Source organism: Vibrio aerogenes (genome assembly GCF_024346755.1).
Taxonomy (GTDB): Bacteria; Pseudomonadota; Gammaproteobacteria; order Enterobacterales; family Vibrionaceae; genus Vibrio; species Vibrio aerogenes.
The window spans coordinates 28,576-46,558 of record NZ_AP024862.1 but is presented as its reverse complement, the minus strand read 5'-3'; the positions used below and the strand labels follow the sequence as shown (position 1 = coordinate 46,558).

At 43.9% G+C, this 17,983-nt stretch carries 13 protein-coding genes and 1 pseudogene; 7 read left to right on the top strand and 7 right to left on the bottom strand.

Features of this window, described 5'->3' with window-relative positions; all coding sequences use genetic code 11:
* The first annotated feature begins 171 nt into the window (after positions 1–171).
* Positions 172–1,812, top strand: a complete 1,641-nt coding sequence (locus OCV29_RS17820; RefSeq protein WP_073605408.1) for a methyl-accepting chemotaxis protein — start codon at positions 172–174, stop codon at positions 1,810–1,812.
* A 105-nt stretch (positions 1,813–1,917) separates the two neighbouring features.
* Here the strand turns inward: OCV29_RS17820 and OCV29_RS17815 are convergent, their stop codons facing one another.
* On the bottom strand, positions 1,918–3,225 hold the full coding sequence (locus OCV29_RS17815; protein ID WP_073605409.1) for a DEAD/DEAH box helicase: 1,308 nt from the start codon (positions 3,223–3,225) through the stop codon (positions 1,918–1,920).
* A 363-nt stretch (positions 3,226–3,588) separates the two neighbouring features.
* On the opposite strand from OCV29_RS17815, the gene OCV29_RS17810 reads away from it, so the two are divergent.
* Positions 3,589–3,858: an Lpp/OprI family alanine-zipper lipoprotein gene (locus OCV29_RS17810; RefSeq protein WP_073605410.1), complete on the top strand. Its 270-nt coding sequence runs from the start codon at positions 3,589–3,591 to the stop codon at positions 3,856–3,858.
* Positions 3,859–4,000: 142 nt separating this feature from the next.
* Here the strand turns inward: OCV29_RS17810 and OCV29_RS17805 are convergent, their stop codons facing one another.
* From OCV29_RS17805 to OCV29_RS17790, 4 genes are read right to left on the bottom strand one after another with little or no spacing between them, the layout of a single operon-like run.
* Complete coding sequence (locus OCV29_RS17805) at positions 4,001–4,903, bottom strand: L,D-transpeptidase family protein (RefSeq protein ID WP_073605411.1); 903 nt, start codon at positions 4,901–4,903, stop codon at positions 4,001–4,003.
* On the bottom strand, positions 4,893–6,320 hold the full coding sequence (gene phrB / locus OCV29_RS17800; RefSeq protein WP_073605412.1) for a deoxyribodipyrimidine photo-lyase: 1,428 nt from the start codon (positions 6,318–6,320) through the stop codon (positions 4,893–4,895). Before phrB ends, OCV29_RS17805 begins: the two co-directional genes overlap by 11 nt.
* Positions 6,317–7,129, bottom strand: coding sequence for a MerR family transcriptional regulator (locus OCV29_RS17795; protein WP_073605413.1), 813 nt, complete (start codon positions 7,127–7,129; stop codon positions 6,317–6,319). The genes phrB and OCV29_RS17795 overlap by 4 nt, the downstream gene beginning before the upstream one ends.
* Entirely contained in the window at positions 7,119–8,069 is a 951-nt protein-coding gene (locus tag OCV29_RS17790; protein ID WP_073605432.1) for a YbgA family protein, read from the bottom strand. The genes OCV29_RS17795 and OCV29_RS17790 overlap by 11 nt, the downstream gene beginning before the upstream one ends.
* A gap of 405 nt (positions 8,070–8,474) precedes the next feature.
* On the opposite strand from OCV29_RS17790, the pseudogene OCV29_RS17785 reads away from it, so the two are divergent.
* A pseudogene (locus OCV29_RS17785) lies at positions 8,475–9,961 on the top strand (hypothetical protein).
* Entirely contained in the window at positions 9,942–11,525 is a 1,584-nt protein-coding gene (locus OCV29_RS17780) for a GGDEF domain-containing protein (RefSeq protein WP_073605414.1), read from the top strand. The pseudogene OCV29_RS17785 and the gene OCV29_RS17780 overlap by 20 nt, the downstream one beginning before the upstream one ends.
* 152 nt (positions 11,526–11,677) lie before the next feature.
* Here OCV29_RS17780 and OCV29_RS17775 read toward each other — a convergent pair whose 3' ends face one another.
* Positions 11,678–12,868: an MFS transporter gene (locus OCV29_RS17775; RefSeq protein ID WP_073605415.1), complete on the bottom strand. Its 1,191-nt coding sequence runs from the start codon at positions 12,866–12,868 to the stop codon at positions 11,678–11,680.
* Between the two features lie 302 nt (positions 12,869–13,170).
* On the opposite strand from OCV29_RS17775, the gene OCV29_RS17770 reads away from it, so the two are divergent.
* The 3 genes from OCV29_RS17770 to sstT all read left to right on the top strand — a co-directional run bounded on the left by OCV29_RS17770 (position 13,171) and on the right by sstT (position 16,482).
* Positions 13,171–13,830 carry a PilZ domain-containing protein gene (locus OCV29_RS17770; protein WP_245796963.1) on the top strand — a complete coding sequence of 220 codons (660 nt, stop codon included), beginning with the start codon at positions 13,171–13,173 and terminating at the stop codon, positions 13,828–13,830.
* Between the two features lie 144 nt (positions 13,831–13,974).
* Complete coding sequence (locus OCV29_RS17765; RefSeq protein WP_073605417.1) at positions 13,975–14,892, top strand: DUF368 domain-containing protein; 918 nt, start codon at positions 13,975–13,977, stop codon at positions 14,890–14,892.
* A 369-nt stretch (positions 14,893–15,261) separates the two neighbouring features.
* A complete protein-coding gene (gene sstT / locus OCV29_RS17760; RefSeq protein ID WP_073605418.1) occupies positions 15,262–16,482 on the top strand; it encodes a serine/threonine transporter SstT in 1,221 nt (406 codons plus the stop codon).
* A gap of 175 nt (positions 16,483–16,657) precedes the next feature.
* Here sstT and OCV29_RS17755 read toward each other — a convergent pair whose 3' ends face one another.
* Positions 16,658–17,860 (bottom strand): tetratricopeptide repeat protein, encoded by a 1,203-nt coding sequence (locus OCV29_RS17755; RefSeq protein ID WP_073605419.1) that lies wholly within the window; start codon positions 17,858–17,860, stop codon positions 16,658–16,660.
* Positions 17,861–17,983 lie beyond the last annotated feature (123 nt).

Here is a 17,983-nt window from a genome sequence, read left to right as displayed (position 1 = left end):
ATAAAAAACAACCAAGTAAACCAGACACATACCCCCTGATATCATAAACAATCTATTGATTAATAAAGAAATTGTTACAATATTTATCTGCATTCTGACTGTTGAAATAATCATCGGACCAGTTAGAATCCTCTCCCGTCTTCAAAACAACAGAGGTTAAAAAATCGCCATATGATGAATAAATTATCAATAAGATTTCAGGTCATTTTACCTGTATTGGTGACATTGATCCTTTTGGTCGCAGGCCTTGTGTACACTAAAATCAATCTCAAACAAGCGTTTAACGGTGTTTCACAGGCTACAGAAGAAGTTGTAGAGAACAAGGACGATCTCACCGCAATCATTGATAACATCTATGGTATGCGAATTAAGGCTATTTACAGTATTTTCAACCCTAAGGATATCAGCACGTTATCTTCTGTTCTGCGTGAAAAGCAACTTTCTAATGCCAAAAAGCTGAATCGATTAAGTGAAATTTCTGAACTCAGAGATGAAGCTGTTGCCCTGAAAACTGCGATGGATCATTATGTCAATTACTCCATTAATACCATGCTTCCTTTAATGCATGAAAAACATAATGGTGACCAGCAACAAAGCCAAAATTTTAGTCAAAGATATCAGAACGCCTCAGATATTTATCGTCAGGCAGGCAAAGATATGGTCAGCGCAATTCAGCGTCTGTCAGATAAGATGAACACAGTTGCGTTCCAGACCATCAATTATCACAGTGAACACCATGCAGAAGTGCTGAATTATACTTTGATTGGTTTAGCGGTTATTTTGCTGATTGCACTATTGGTCGCCTGGACGTTATCCGGCATTATCGTCAAACCGATTCATCACCTTCAGTCAGCCATGCATGAAATTGCCCGTGGTAATCTGTCAGTCAAAGTGAAAGTCGATGGTCACAATGAACTGGGTGTTTTAGCGCAGGACGTCAACGCAACCGTCGGGCAACTCAGTGATACTGTAGAAACACTCAACCGGATCAGCAATGAAGTCGCAACCGCTGCAACAGAACTGGCAACCGTCATGACACAATCAAGCAGTAACTTTGATCAGGAAAAAGACCAGATTGAACAGGTTGCATCCGCAGTTTCTCAACTTGAAGTCACGGCGACCAGTGTGACCGGTAATGCGCATGATGCCAATACAGCGGTATTTGAAGCCGGAAAAATGGCAATGAACAGTCTGGATATGTTCGAAGAAAGCGGGCGTGCAAGCACAAAAATGGCAGAACAAATCAGCGATGCCGCACAAATGATTTCAGACTTACAGGCACAGTCAGAGCAAATTGGTCAGGTTATTGAAGTCATTGAAGATATTTCAGAGCAAACCAACCTGCTTGCCCTGAACGCAGCCATTGAAGCAGCCCGTGCCGGAGAAAGTGGTCGCGGATTTGCAGTCGTCGCCGACGAAGTCCGGATGCTGGCAGCCCGCACGCAGGATTCCACACAGGAAATTCAGGAGATCATTGAAAATCTTCAGAAAAAATCCGGTGACGCGAATGAAAGTATGACGACCAGTCTTTCGATGCTCAACAGTAGTCAGGCACTGACCGCGAAAGTCCGCGGCGCGCTGAATGATATTGCAGCGTCCATTTCTGAGCTGGAAAATGTGAATACTCAGGTTGCTTCCTCTTCAGAAGAACAGCAGGAAGTGACGTCTGATATCAATAAGAACATTGTCAATATTTACGAGCTGGTAACTCAGAATGTCAGCGGTGTGACTCAATCAGCAGAGGCAAGTCTGGAGTTGTCTGTTTTAGCCGAGCAACAAAAACAACAACTGAATTTCTTTAAACTCGCATAAACCGGGTCACAGTCACAGCTTAAAATTTACAAGCGGATATCAAAAAAGCCATGACATCTGAGTCATGGCTTTTTAATTCTTTCCGGGAACGATTTCAAAACCCGATTACTTTTTCTTCGGAATAAATACAGCTTCGCCCACCGGCACATTTTGATAATAGCTTTTATCGCGTTTCACCGGCTTCTTCGGTGTTACTTTGACTTTCTGCCGTGAAGCCACTTTCTTTTTGGCATTGCCCGGTTTACGCGGCTTTCCTGGCACCAATCCTTTAAACTTCGCTTCCAGTCCTTCAAATACCGAAAACTCAATGGTCTGAGAAAGAAAAGCTTCTACCCGTTTAAAGCTGTCCCAGTCTTTAGGGCCCACAAATGAAATCGCATTCCCTTTATTACCAGCCCGCCCGGTCCGGCCAATACGATGCACATACTCTTCCGTATGTTTCGGCATATCAAAGTTGATGACATGGGTGACATTGGTGATATCAAGACCTCTTGATGCCACATCGGTCGTCACCAGAATCTTATAAGCACCCCGTTCAAACTGACCCATAATCGTGTTTCGTTTTGTCTGGTTCAGCTCTCCGCTGAGCGCAACTGCTTTTAGCTTTTGTTGATTGAGCTTATCAGTTAAACGCTCTGTATCAGCACGGGTGGCAGTAAAGATGATCATTTGCCGGTATTCAGATGACGACAGTACGTGTGCAAGCAACGCTTCTTTGTGATCCAGGTGATCACACAAATAAAAATTCTGCGAAATATCTTTATGCTCTTCATTCGCCACCCCAACAGAGATCCGCCTCGGGTTATCCAGCATCTCCATCGCAATATCATTGACCTCTGCATGATCCAGTGTCGCTGAAAACATCAGTGTCTGGCGGCGGCGATGCTTTGCTGCCCGGCTGATTCGCCGTAACTGAGGCGCAAAACCAAGATCCAGCATCCGATCAGCTTCATCGAGAATCAATGTTTCCAGACCTTCCAGATATAAAGAGCGGTGATCCAGATGATCAGCAAGACGGCCCGGCGTTGCCACAATGAAGCGCGGATAACGTCTTAACGCTTTCACCTGATCGTTAAAGTTTTCTCCCCCGACAATTAAGGCCGCGGTATAACTCAGTCCACCCAGCATCGCCCGTAATTCTGTATAAACCTGCTTGGCGAGTTCCCGGGTTGGCGCAAGAATGACACCACGTGGATCTTTTGCAGAAAACGATTTATTTTTCAGAGCCTTATGCAACATAGGTAAAATAAAGGCAAGCGTCTTTCCTGACCCCGTCTTCGACGACGCCAGTAAGTCTTTTCCCGCAATGATCACCGGAATTGCTTTCTGCTGAATTTCTGTCGCTTGTTGAAATGCATAGTGATTTACATTTTTCAACAACCGGTTATCCAGGCCTAAATTTTTAAATTGCAAAGGTCTCTCCTGTTCATCTGATGTATGACAAAAAGTATATACCCGACAAGGCATCCTGAGGCCATCCGGGTATAAATATGCGAATAAGCGCGGTATCTTAACTCAATTAAATCCGGCTGGACAGCAATGTTTCGTTATCATTTTTCACCCATCTTTTGCACACCCGCGATGTATTTTTCAGTCAATTTCCAGCCACAGACAATACATATCTCGTTGTATGGTTTTCAAATTTCTTATTTTTCTCTGACTTTCTATTCACTTTATTAGTGCTACAATGACAACATCAAGTGTTCGTTATCTCCCCTCCAAACGGGTGAAGCGAACAGGTTTGATTCATAAAAAAAACAGCTAAAGGAGTTCACAATGAACAAGCTTTTATTTGCGATCGCAGCATCAGGCGTCGTTTTCCTTTCTGGTTGTGCTTCTCAAATGGATAGCTCAGCATCAGCAAAACTCGATAAGCTCAGCAACCAGGTAAGTCAGCTTAGTGATGAAGTCGCAGCACTGAAAAGTGAGCAAATGACTCTGAACAACAAGTTAGATCAGGCATCTGACGCCATCACTTCAGCGAATAAAGAAGCAGCAAGAGCGAATATGAGAATTGATCATATTGCTCAGTCTTATACCAAATAAGAAACACCCGGAGGAAAGTGCCGGTTTGCACTTTCCTTTATCATTCATTTCCTCTGTTCTGAATCATCCTGATCATTTCTTTTTCACTTATCCCGACATATCAATCGGACAAAAACAGAAAATTAAGATGCTGAGAAAGCTTTCAATGCTCATCAGGTGTGACGATCTCTACCGGTATGCCGTTTTTTGTCACCAACGCGGCTTTTGCTTTTTTATCAGGATAACCAAACGCGTCTAACCACCACATCAGCGACTGTGGCAGAGACAATGTCTTCTTCGACCCATCACTGCGGGTCAGAGGTTCATGGACTTCCATGTATACCGTCCGCTCCGGTTCAAGGGACACTTTTACCGGCTCATCGATCACCCGGACTTTTTCTCCGACTTTGACCTGATGGAATAACCATTCGATATCTTTGGGGTTCATCCGGATACAGCCGGAACTGACACGAAGTCCGATGCCAAAACTTTTGTTGGTCCCATGGATTAAATAATCGCCGGCACCATAAGCCAGTCTCAGCGCAAACAAACCCAGCGGATTATCAGGTCCGGCCGGGACAACCGAAGGTAATTGAATCCCTTTTTTTTGATACTCACTCCGGATGGATTGAGGCGGTGTCCAGGTTGGATTAGGTCTTTTCTCACTGATCCGGGTTTTCATTTCCGGCGTATCCCGGCCAATTCTGCCAATACCGACAGGAAAGATGTGCACTGTCTTCAGGTCCGGCTCGAAATAATACAGCCTTAATTCGGCCAGGTTGACCACAATGCCTTCATAAGGCACATCCGGTAAAACTGTCTGTGCCGGGATCGTCAGGATATCACCCGGTGTGGGTAAAAATGGATCCACGCCGGGATTAGCTTCCATGACAGCCAGAAATCCAACATCATATTTATCTGCAACTGCTGCAACGGTTTCTCCTTTCTCAACCTGATGATAAATAATTTCTCCGACCATCCGGCTTCCCTGTGGCGGGAAATGATATGTCCGGGCGTCAGTCAGACAGCTCCACAACAGCAGAAAACAGAATAAATTACGACACATACACCTGACCTTCCTTCGCGGCCTGATAAATCGCTAAGGTTATCTTTCTTTCTGTCTGATGATCAACGATAGGCGAAGGATATAACAATGAACTGACAGAAGGCATCTTCCATGGTTCATGGCACCAGCGGTCCGGCACATCTTTCAGTTCCGGAATCCACTGCCTGATAAAGCGACCTTCAGGATCAAATTTTTGTCCCTGAGTCACCGGATTAAAAATACGGAAATAAGGCTGGCCATCACATCCGGTTGAAGCCGACCATTGCCATCCACCGTTATTCGACGCATAGTCACCATCAATAAGGCGGCTCATAAAGTAATCTTCACCATGACGCCAGCTAATGTGCAGGTCTTTGGTTAAGAAGCTGGCGACAATCATCCGGAGCCGGTTATGCATCCAGCCGGTATGTTTGAGCTGACGCATTGCTGCATCCACAACCGGATAGCCCGTCATCCCCTCTTTCCAGCGGGTAAACGCCTCCTCATCAAACTTCCAGTGGAGCTGCTCCCCCCAACGATGAAAACAGACGCCCCGGCATAACGCGGGTTCAAACACTATCAGATGCTGATAAAACTCCCGCCATATCAGTTCATTCAGCCAGGATTCTGCTCCCTGACTTAATCCTCCCCCATCGGATTCTGCATATAAAGCAGCAACACACTGACGTGCAGACAAAGCACCAATCGCAAGATAGGGCGATAATACGCTGGTATTGTCTCCGGCCGGGAAATCCCGCAACTGATGATATGAGCTCACTTTGTCACGACAGAAATCTCTGAGGCGCTGGTTGATCACATCCGTATCAACCGTCCAGGCATCACTTGGCTCACACGGATAGCTGAAGCTGACATTTTCAGAAAATAAGCGCTGAGTAAAAATACGTGAAGGTGTTTGCACTCCGGCTTTGACAGCAGGAATAACTTGTGGCGTTCTGAATAACTGACGCCATGTTTTCTGAAATGGCGTGAAGACTTTGAAGTAGCATCCCTGACGGTTGAGCACCTCTCCGGGAGACATCAGACATTTATCATGAAATTCCCGGAACGAAATTCCCGCAGAAGCCAGTTCAAACCCCATCGCCTGATCGCGCTGCTGTTCATTCCATTCATATTCTGTATTGACCAGGACTTCATTCGCTTCGATGGCACTGGCGATGTCCTTGACGGCCCCAATACTTTCATCAAAGGTATTTACTTCCATGTAATACAGAGGAATATTGAGCTGACTGAGCTCATCGCACAGCTTTGTCAATCTTCTGCGGATCAGATCAGCCTGCATCGGTGACATTTGATGTCGCTTCCATTGTTCTGGTGTGGCGATATAAACGGCAGAAACAAACTCTCCCGTAGCAAGCGCATAGTTCAATGCACTGTGATCAATTGTTCTCAGATCCCTTCGATACCATACTAACTTCATGAACCCCCCAGTTCCTGATGCAGTTCAGTCAGCATCCCGGAACAGGAAATCTCTCCGGAGAAACACTCACTGAACTCATGTATTGCTCTTTGCTGTTTCACCGTCAGTGATTTATTCGCAAAAAAATCAACATGATTAAATTGATGCTCTTTTAAATGACCGGACAAATCCGATATGTCTTCAACCCCATCAAGCATCACAATGAAGTACCCTTTTTCAGCCTGCTTCAGCGTCTGAATCCATGCCCAGATACTGCCTGCTGAGTCAAAGCTGACACACAGACATTTCCCAAGACTGCTGGCTTTATTTTCAACTGTGACCATCCAGCTGAGATGAGTCATCATCAACGACTGGAAAAGACTCTTGCGGACTGACTTTTGTGACCCTTTCATTCTTTCCAGAATGTTCACAACCGGCACAATAAATTGTGCTTCAACAATCGATAGCGGATACATCCTGAACACAGAAGAGAGAATCTCTTCGGCCCGGCCCCGGTTAAGCTGAGACAGTGCATCGAGTAATGCTTCACATTCATTCAGATTTGCAGATGAATCCAACGGCTCACTGTCTTCTTCAGTTGAATGCCGGATTAATTGTGCAACTTTACCAATAGAGATCCCTTTAGCCAGCCACTGACGGATACGCTGGATAGTCTGTATATCCTGCTCATCAAACAAACGGTGCCCTTTGGCTGTTCTTTTTGGCTCAATCAAATGATAACGACGCTGCCACGCTCTGAGTGTGACAGGCTTTACACCCGTCATCTCAGAGACTTCGCGGATAGCATATAATTTTTCTTCAGAGTCCATAACGTAACTTCAGTCCCTGTGGATAAGGATTTAAATAATGTTGTTGTGCAATGTATGCATTCGGATATTGAGACAAATAGTGCTGAATCATTGTCACAGGGACTAACAGAGGTAACACGCCCTGCCGGTAATCATGGATCAAACGGGTCAGCTCTTCTTTTTGTACCGGATCGAGGAACGGCTTAAAATATCCCTGAATATGCATCAGGACATTGGTTGCATTCTTTCTGCTCGCTCTTTTCGCCAGCGCATTCATCAACCCCAACCGGTATTGTTCAAAAAACGTCACCGGGTCTGCCTCTGCGACTTTTGCCACCATTTGACCCAGTTGACGGTATGACACAGGATCATGCGCCATCAGTGTAAATTTATAGCGACTGTGAAATGCAATAATTTCGGCAGGCTTAGGCACCTCACTGACAGACTGGTATAAGTCATACAGACAAAACACCCGTGAGATGAAGTTTTCCCGCAATACCGGATCATTTAAACGGCCATCTTCCTCGACAGGTAGCCAGGGCATTTTTTCAATTAATTTCTCAGTATATAAACCTGTGCCATCTTTTCGTACACCATCTTGCTGATATACTTTAACACCTTGCATACCACAAGTCGGTGACTTTGATGCGACCACATAGCCACAAAGTTTCAACGGTTGCATTGTGCTGATTTTATTTTCAGCAAAGCGATACATGGTCTCTGTATAATCGACGGATTCATTTTTGGATTCAACCAATGCCGTCTTGCCTTCCATCCCGATAAGCCGGATGGCTGGCCGCGGCACACTCATTCCAATTTCAACTTCCGGGCAGACAGGATGGAAATCAAAAAACTCAGAAAGTGTATCAAGAATGAAGCGATTACCTTTATGACCGCCATCAAAACGAACTTTCTTGCCAAGTACACATCCACTGATCCCAACAGGTATTTTCTTCGTCATTGCCATCACCATATTTATACATAAATTTACTTTGTACAACTTAGTATAGCATAGTTATACAGGATGGAATTACGTATCACTTTTGTATCAGAATTATTACTGACAATAAGGTATTCGTCAAAAATTTGGCCGAAACTGTTTCAACCATTGATAAATCATCCTATGATTGTTACATATGAAAAGTGTCAAAATAAGAACACTTCGTTTCATAAAACAATAAATGGCTCACTGTCATGTTGGTATCGCGCAGTTATAAATCAGATAAATCAGTTACCTGAAAACCCGGCTAAAATGGAAGCGTGCAGAAAATACGTACTATTTTATTATGTATAAAAGAATACAATATCAACGAAACTGTCACGCTCACAGAGTATTGGACTGACATGGCCTAAAGGATGATTCAGTTTGGACAAGAGTCTTTACCTCCTTGAAATTGAAATTGAGCAACTCAAGCAACGCCTGGAAATCTCCCCTGAAGATGTACTCAGAGATGCAGAACAACTTCTGACGCGTTCAAAGCAAATCCATTATCCTGAGGGGGCAATTCAATGTCTTCTCATTATGTCACGCAGCGCCCTTCAGATCGTCCGGCACGACCGCAGTCTTCATTATGCAAATGAAGCACTTGATATCCAAAACAGCCTTGATAATGACAGATATCTGCCAGAGATACTTCATTTACACGCCATGAATTATTGGGAAGATGGCAAATATTATACCGCGCAACAGCACTGGATCAGTGCACTTGAACAATCGACGCTGGAAGAACAAATCGAGATCCTGATCGCTTCTCTGTTAGGGCTTGGTAACATATGGCGTAGTACCAATGAACACTATCTGGCCTGTGACATCCATCAGCTGGCGGTTAAGGTAGCAAATTCAACCCGGATTGCCTGGCTTGAAGGACGCGCCAGAATTCTTTGGGCATGGGATTTATATTTACTTGAAAACTTCGCAGAAATGCTGACCGTTCTCGACGTTGCCATGGAATTACTTGAAAATCATCATAATCAACAGTGGCTTGCTGAAGCATGGGACTTCCAGGCTCTGGCGCTGTTGGGGCTCGAACGTCTTGAAGAAGCTGACAATGCGATTCAGCAAGCCATTACCCTGGCGAAAAATATCAACTTCCCTGGATTCAGTCACATGCTTATATCAGCCGCTCAAGGCTGGAATTCATGAGAAAAAATATCGATCAGGCAACAGCATTACTGAATCAGGCAGAGAAACTGGCAGGTAAACTGGATGACAACCACGATTTACTCGCTCCGATTTATTATCAGCAGTCGATTATCGCTGAACAAAAAAGAGAGTACAAACTTGCACTGTCAGCGTTTAAAAAATACCGCGACTGTTCGGTCAATCAACTGAAATTGCAGATCACCCGGGAAAGTAAAGATAAGGCACAAAGCCAGAAAAAACTTCTGGATCAGAGAGCGAAAAAGCTCATCAACCGGATCCGCAGTCAATACGAATATGATCCGGAGAAACACCTGTCAAATGTCGTTTCTGAAACACACTGGTGGGAACAGCTTATCTTGTACAAAACAGCTTTAACATATTCAAATCATTCAGTTATTATCATTTATCATGAAGTACCTGAATATATCGATATCTGTACCGAACTTGCTCATTCACTTTGTTCAAAACAAGACCTGGTTGCCCGTTTAAGCTCTGAGCGCCTTGGATTATTGCTTTCAGACAAAGATGAAATCGCCCAAAACATTTTTAATGTATTAAAGAAGATGATTGAAATTTATCCATGGGAAAGAAAAGGACTCAGGGACTTCCCGCCCGAAGCGACTTTACATGATATCCTGTCTTTTCCATTTACTCTGGATCAGTTAATTCAGCTGCCAAGCGAGGAACAACATGCCGGGCTTACTGAATAAGATTAAAGAAGCAGGTCTTGACGTCACTTCTGTTCATGGTGACGGAGCGATTATTCTCTGGAACCATATCCGGAATTATATTGCGTCGACACAATGGGAACAGGCGCAATGCCATGTGATCAGCGCAGAATATCAGGCGCTGTTAAATCAAATCGAATTAAGTATTGATGAATTAAATGCAGCTCAGGCCCTGTTACAATTACCGCAAGATGCTGAAGCCGTACTTTCGATCAAAATCAGCCTGTGTCAGCGTTTAATTGAATCAGGAGATTACCGGACAGCACTAAACGAATACATTTCGATTTCTAACATTGCTGTTGAAAATGAGTTTATTGATGAATTTGCACTGGCTGTGATTGGCATGGGCGAGCTTTGTTACCGTTACGGTGACCCGACAAAAGCACTGCTGTTCTATCAAAAAGTTAACAGTATCGACCAGGCAATCTCAAGCCGCTCACTGCGTCTCAGATATAAAATATGCATGTTAGCCTGCTATGTCAGTATGAAAAAATATGCAACCGCAGAAGAACTTATCAAGGAGTGCGAAGAACTCAGTATCCTGGTCAGCAATCAGGAACTGACCCGACAGATTATTTTCTATGAAACCAAAATCCACCGCGCAAAAGGCCATATTGATAAAGCGATTCAGGTCCTTTCAAAAGCACCCTATACAACGAACAACCGCTACAATAAACCATTGACCTGCCTGCTAAAAATTGAACTGGCATATTGCCTGATTGCTCAGGGAAAAATCACTCTGGCAGAAATGATATTAACGCAAAAGCTGCAAAAGATGGCTCATCTGACTAACCCTGAATTACACAAATCTTTATATCAGGCCCTGGCATATATTTATGAATATCAGACGAAATATGAAGAGGCACTGAAATATGAAAAACAGGCATTTCAGATTGAATCAGATTTAATGAAACAAATTCCAATTGGAGAACTGGGTGCCAGCCAGATCAAACGCCTCTCACAATTTGAGTTACAGCTTAAACTCATTATGTCGAAAATGGAAAACCGGGAGTTAAAAGAAACGACAGAAAGTCAGAAACATACGGTGGCACGACTACAGCAGGATGTATTCACCGACCCGTTGACAAAACTGCATAACCGGCGATGGCTGGAAGTAAAATTAAGAGATTTACTGCTCAACGAAGTCTCATTTGCATTTTTAATCATCGATATTGACCATTTCAAATCAATCAACGATGAATTTACTCACCTTATCGGCGATAAAGCCATCATCAGTATCTCTGATGAGCTAAGCCGTTATTTTAATTTTCTTCATGCGTCATGTGTGCGTTATGGAGGGGAAGAGTTTCTGGTCATTCTGGAAAATACAACACTCGATGATGCCCAAAAACATGGTGAGAAATTCCGTCATCATATTTATCAGCTCAACTGGGATGAACTGTTCAATGAACGCAAACTCACTGTCAGTATCGGAATAACGCTGCACAGAGACGGGGAAAATACACAGCGAACACTTCACCGGGCAGACAAAGCGCTTTATCAGGCAAAAGCAAACGGAAGAAATCAGGTCTGTGCGGAAGCCTGACCTTGCCAATCAGCGTGCAGACAAGCCTGTACCCCCTGTCTCTGGCGTTGTCTGCATATACATCATCACTTTTTATACCATTCTGAGTCAGTTTCTGATCCGGTATTGTATGCCATTGGTATTGTTCTTCAGTGTTCGTTGATCACAAGCATCTATTGCCATTGTAATACTCTGACTTCATTGCCTTTTGCAGGAATGCCCGGAATATTCAGAGACAGCAAAAATGAAGCAACTGCCATCACGGCGCCGATATAAAAAACAGCCGGTGGAGAAACCATCCAGATCAAACCAAATGAAGCCGGTATAATCACAGCTGCAATGTGGTTGATCGTAAATGAGACGCCTGCGGTTGAAGCCATATCAGCCGGATCAGCGATTTTCTGAAAATAGGTTTTAATTGCCAGCGCCAGAGCAAAAAACAGATGATCCACCACATACAAACCGGCAGCAATATGGGCATTTTCGACAATCCCGTAACCGACAAACACCAAAACTAAACCACCGTATTCCAACATCAATGCCCGCCGTTCACCGATGATACCAATCGTTCTGCCGATTTTTTTGGCAAACAGGAAATTAAAAACATAGTTGATCAGAAATAATAAAGTAATTTCACTGGCCGAGTAGCCAAATTTTTCAACCATCAGAAAACCGGCAAATACCGTAAAAATCTGCCTGCGTGCACCACTCATAAATGTTAATGCATAATAAAGCCAGTAACGTTTTCTGAGCAGTAACTTTTTGTTTTGAATCGTCTTCGCTTGAAACTGTGGAAATATCAGCGCAGCGATGATCGTCAGGGCAAAAGCAATCCCCCCGGTAATCAGATAAACCCACAGGTAGGACAGTTTCAGCAAATCCAGCATCAGCCATAAACACCCATAAGTCAGCAAAGAAGCAAGCGCACCAGCCGAAATCAGCTTCCCTAACATTTCTGGCGCTTCATCCTTATTTATCCATTGCAGCGTCAGGGATTGCTTTAATGTTTCCAGATAATGAAACCCGCAGGACATCAGCAACGTCGTCATCAGTAACCCATTAAAAGAAGGGAAAAAACCGGTGACTGCGACCCCCAGCGTTAACATGGATAGAGCAATCATCAAGAAACGTTGTTCTTTAATAAACAGCAGAATAAAAACGGCAGAAAACGCCAGAAAACCGGGAATTTCTCTGACGCTCTGTAAAATACCAATGTCTGAACCATTAAACCCGGCGTTTTCAACAGAGAAATTATTCAGCAACGCACTCCAGCTGGCAAAAGCAATGGGCACAATAAACGAGACAACGAGCAAAAAATTCTCAGGGCTTTTCCACCTGCCTCTGTTTTTTCCTTCTCCTGACACAACAATTCCTTTTCATATGAGACAAATGAGTCATCATAAGCGATCATGGTGAGAATGAGAACTCTGTTTATTCAGGCCGCTCATATGGCTCATAGCTTACCCGTCAAAAAACCCGATCAAAATAACAATTTATGCAACACGACGGGTAAATGTATTGACTTCCCCGCTGCAGAATGCCGCCAGGCAACTACACTTAGTATCATGAAAAACTGAATCGATACACACGACAAATGGCAATGCCTAAACCTGAATTCACACATAAAAATCATGTATCAGCTCAGAATAGTCTTGAGTCATTAGCAATGATTGATCACAGTAGTGAGCTGACGTTAAACATTGCAACACCCGTCGGAAAAAAATTCAGATGCAATACCACTTTTATTGGCATCCATTCAAATGCTTACATTCTGACAGAACTACCTTCCTCAGATGGCGGAAACACCCGGACATTTTTCCAGCCGGGATTCTGGTGTAATGTCAAAGCAATTTCTCACCGTGGAGAAGGGGCATTTATCTATTTCCGCAGCCAGATTCTTCATGTTCTCAACAAGCCCGTACCGCTGGCTATCATGTCAATTCCCGAGGGGGTGAAGTTAACACCGCTGCGTAAAGAAGCCCGGTATCAGGTCAAACTCCCCGGAGCAGTTCAGTTTGATAACAGCAAAATTGAGTGTGAAATCCGGGATTTGTCTAAAAGCGGTTGCTGTTTTTCAACGTCACTTCTGGCAAAAAGTCTTTATGAAGGCGATTATGCCACCCTCATTCTGAGACAGGGAAATCTTGAAGTCAGTGTCGAAGGCAAGATATGTAATATTCAGCGTAATTCCCCGCATCGAATCGACCATGGTTTTGAATTAACCGATAAAGGAAAAGTCAGTATCAGGCCATTGCTTGAACTGCTGAATGTGAACGGCACCAAGATCATTCTTGATCATCACCCCACACAGCAGGAAGATACGTGAATGAGTCAAAGATCCCGGCATATGACCGGTTACCGATGAATTTTGACAAAAATTATGCAGATAACGACAGATTACCTGTTGAAAAAACATCAGCCTTCGCGATACTAAAGCCATCCAAATCAGACCTTAGTCAACAGTATCATAATGAATTATCTTTTCACTTTTTTTAAAGGCATGGCGATGGGAGCGGCAGATGTTGTTCCTGGTGTATCGGGTGGCACTATTGCCTTTATCACAGGCGTTTATGACACATTACTTGAGAGCATCCGGCGCATTAACCCCAAGCTCATCACAGTGATCAGAAAGCAGGGAATAAAAGCAGCACTAACCTACATCAACCTTAAATTTCTGCTCTGCCTGTTTGGTGGTATTTTTTTGAGTATCATCACGCTGGCTAAATTAGTTTCCTGGTTACTCGTGGCACACCCGATTCCGCTCTGGTCATTTTTCTTTGGCCTGATTCTGGTATCTGTCTTTCATATTTTAAAACAAATACAACACAGAAAAATCACCCAGCTTGCGGGCTTCATTGCCGGTATATTGCTGGCGTATTCAATTACAATATTACAACCACTGCACCTTGAGCCAACATCACTCAATATCATGCTCGCCGGTGCTGTTGCTATCTGCGCGATGATACTGCCGGGAATCTCAGGCAGTTTTATCTTATTATTAATTGGTATGTATACCCCGATTCTGAGTGCCGTCAAAAGTTTTCAGATCTCGCCAATCCTGACCTTTCTGAGTGGATGCGTTCTCGGACTCTTGTGCTTCTCTCATCTCTTGTCCTGGATGTTGAAACATTACAGAGATCTGACGCTGGTCACTCTCACCGGTCTGATGGTGGGAACACTGCCGAAGATATGGCCATGGAAAGAGACCCTGACCTGGCGAATTAACTCGCATGGAGAACAGGTTCCGCTGCTTCAGCAGAATTTAATGCCGGCTGAATATGAGCGCCTGACAACACAACCCTCTCAGCTACTTCTGGCGATTTTGATGATGCTCGCAGCAATCGGACTGGTTCTGATGCTGGAAAAGACAGCGAAGAAGAAATATTAAACGGTATAGACCTGAGCGGCCTCAAAATGCAGCTCAGGTATATCACCCAAGCCTGTTCATGTCTGGTGAGATACAAGGCCGTTTTCATCAATTCAGTTCATACAGAATGAAATCAGATCCAAACAGAAATAAAATCCATTTTTTTTAACAAATGCAACAAATTCACCACTAAATGCATCAAATTTGCAATTTTCCGACCAATATATCAATTAATCCTAGACACTTTCTGCTGGCACTATAATATTAATTTTTTCCGGAACCCGGTGCCGGAAGCATTATACCCAAACAACCTGATGGTACTGACCTCACACAAATCAGCCTGCTTGGGTATATAACTCATATACAAATAATTTAATGACAGGAATTATCATGCAAAACAACATCTTTGCCCGTTTTGCCCGAGGGAATTTAGTGATTCAGATTATTATTGGGATCGCCCTTGGTGCACTATTAGCAACATCTGCCCCCGATGTTGCTCAAAAAGCAGGCTTACTTGGCAGCCTGTTTGTCAGCGCCCTGAAAGCAGTTGCCCCGGTTTTAGTTTTTGTGCTGGTTACAGCATCCATCGCCAATCAAAAAAGAAATCAGCAGACCCACATGCGCCCAATTGTCATCCTTTACCTTGTAGGGACATTTGTTGCATCACTGACCGCTGTAGTTCTTAGCTTTCTTTTCCCGACGACACTGACACTGGTGACCGGCGCAGAAGGCACCACACCACCGGAAGGCATTACAGAAGTACTTCATACTCTGCTGTTCAAGGTTGTTGATAACCCGGTGAATGCCATTCTTCAGGCAAATTATATTGGCATCCTGGCCTGGGCTATCGGTCTGGGTATTGCCTTCCACCATGCCAGTGCACATACAAAAGCAGTTCTGGAAGATTTAAGCCATGGTGTTTCACAAATTGTTCGCTTCATTATCAGACTGGCGCCTTTTGGTATTTTCGGGCTGGTCTCTTCAACGTTTGCAACAATCGGTTTCTCAGCACTGGCAGGTTATACCCACTTACTCGCTGTCCTGCTTTCTGCCATGCTAATCATTGCTTTGATTGTCAACCCTGTCATTGTTTATATCAAAACAGGACAAAATCCATTTCCTCTTGTTCTGCAATGTTTGCGCGAAAGTGGTGTAACGGCATTTTTTACCCGCTCAAGTGCTGCAAACATTCCTGTGAATCTGGCATTGTGCAGCAAACTTGATCTGGATGAAGATACCTATTCCGTCTCGATCCCGCTTGGCGCGACTATCAACATGGCTGGTGCTGCCATTACAATTACGGTTTTAACACTGGCTGCTGTTCATACTGTCGGGATTGAAGTTGATATGATGAGTGCTGTTCTGCTCAGTCTGGTATCCGCAATTTCAGCATGTGGCGCATCTGGCGTTGCCGGTGGTTCACTGCTCCTGATTCCTCTGGCTTGTGGCCTGTTCGGAATTTCGAATGATGTAGCAATGCAGGTCGTCGCGGTAGGTTTTATTATTGGTGTCATTCAGGATTCAGCGGAAACGGCACTGAACAGTTCAACAGACGTGGTATTCACTGCGGCAGTTTGTCAGGCTGAACATAAAAAAGCCAACAAACACTAGAGCGTGTTCTCGTTTTATATCAAAAGAAAAGCCCCTGACTTCAAAATCAGGGGCTTTTTATTAACCGCTGCTCATTCCATTCAAAATAGTGACTGATCTACTCAATGATATAACTTGCAGGCCACCAGCAAACAACGCCCGTTCTGAGCCAGTTCATAAGTTCATAACTACTCATTCAGTGCATATTTTTATCCGTATAATCAGTACTGACCTGAACACCTGTCTGTTCAAAAGATACTTTTTGTTCTTTTTCTTCTTTCTCTTCCTGCTCTGCAACCGGTTCTGTTCCGGAAACACCGGACGCTGAAATTTTGTTGATCAATTCACTGTGTTCGGATGAAAGTATCTCTTCAGTCCCTTCACCGGAACCAGAACCAGACACCGGAACATCCCTTTTATACAACTTATTAAATGCTTTGATTAACAAGTGCTTCGTGACACCACCCTCATGCAGTTTCTTGAGTAATGGTTTAGCAAAATTTTGCAGCAGAACAACCGCTTCAACACCCAGTTTGTTTCCGACTTCATCTCTGACATTCTGCGCCATCTCATAGCCACATTTTGCCGAACAAAATAGCCAGACATAAGCGATCGAATTACCGTGTTCGCCGTGATCAATCCACGCTTTCCCCGCATGATACATCGCTTTAGCATTGCCTTTTTCTGAACAACGCTCGAGCCAGTAACAGGCTTTACCGTGATCCTGATGAATTCCAATCCCCTTGAGATAATTGAGACCCAGTTTGATCATGCCTTCTTCACTTTCCAGTTTTGCCGCTTTTGCAAACCAGAAACAGGCATCTTCCGGTTTCGGAGAAGGATTGTCTTTGGACATGAACCAGTCACCTAACTGCAACTGTGCCGGTGTATAATTTGATAGTGCTGCTTTTTCCAGCAGACTCATTCCTTTTTCAATATCCACATTGGTGCCACGGCCAGTCAGATAAGCCTGACCCGTTTCACACAGAGCAGCCATATTTCCTTCCAGTCCCTGAATATATTTCTGCCAGAAACGCCCTTTTTCTTCATAGACCATATCACCAACAGTTTTTTTACATAGCCGGACAACACCATACATCCCGGTTTCGCTGTCGAGCTCAGCCGCTTTTTCATACCAGTACAGCGCATCTTTTACATTGAAGCGTTCAGCTTCTTTGGCCATAAATAAAATCGTCGGAACATGCCCGGATTCTGCTTTCAGCAAACGTTCCTGATGCTCATCTTCTTTCTCTCTTTCCAGAGCCTTACGACGAGCTTCCCCTTTTGCGATCCGCTCTCTGTCGAGCTTTTTCTGGTTGAGAGACATCATCATCAACCAACTCACAAGACCGATCAGAACCAATCCCGCTAAACCAATAAAAATTCCAAGAATACTCATTAATGTTATTTCTTATTCCACTAAAGCCGGAAAACACTCCGGACAAAACAACTGCGACACTGTATGACATGAAACACAATAAAAATAAAATTAAAGAATATCAACAACAACGGATTTCATGCG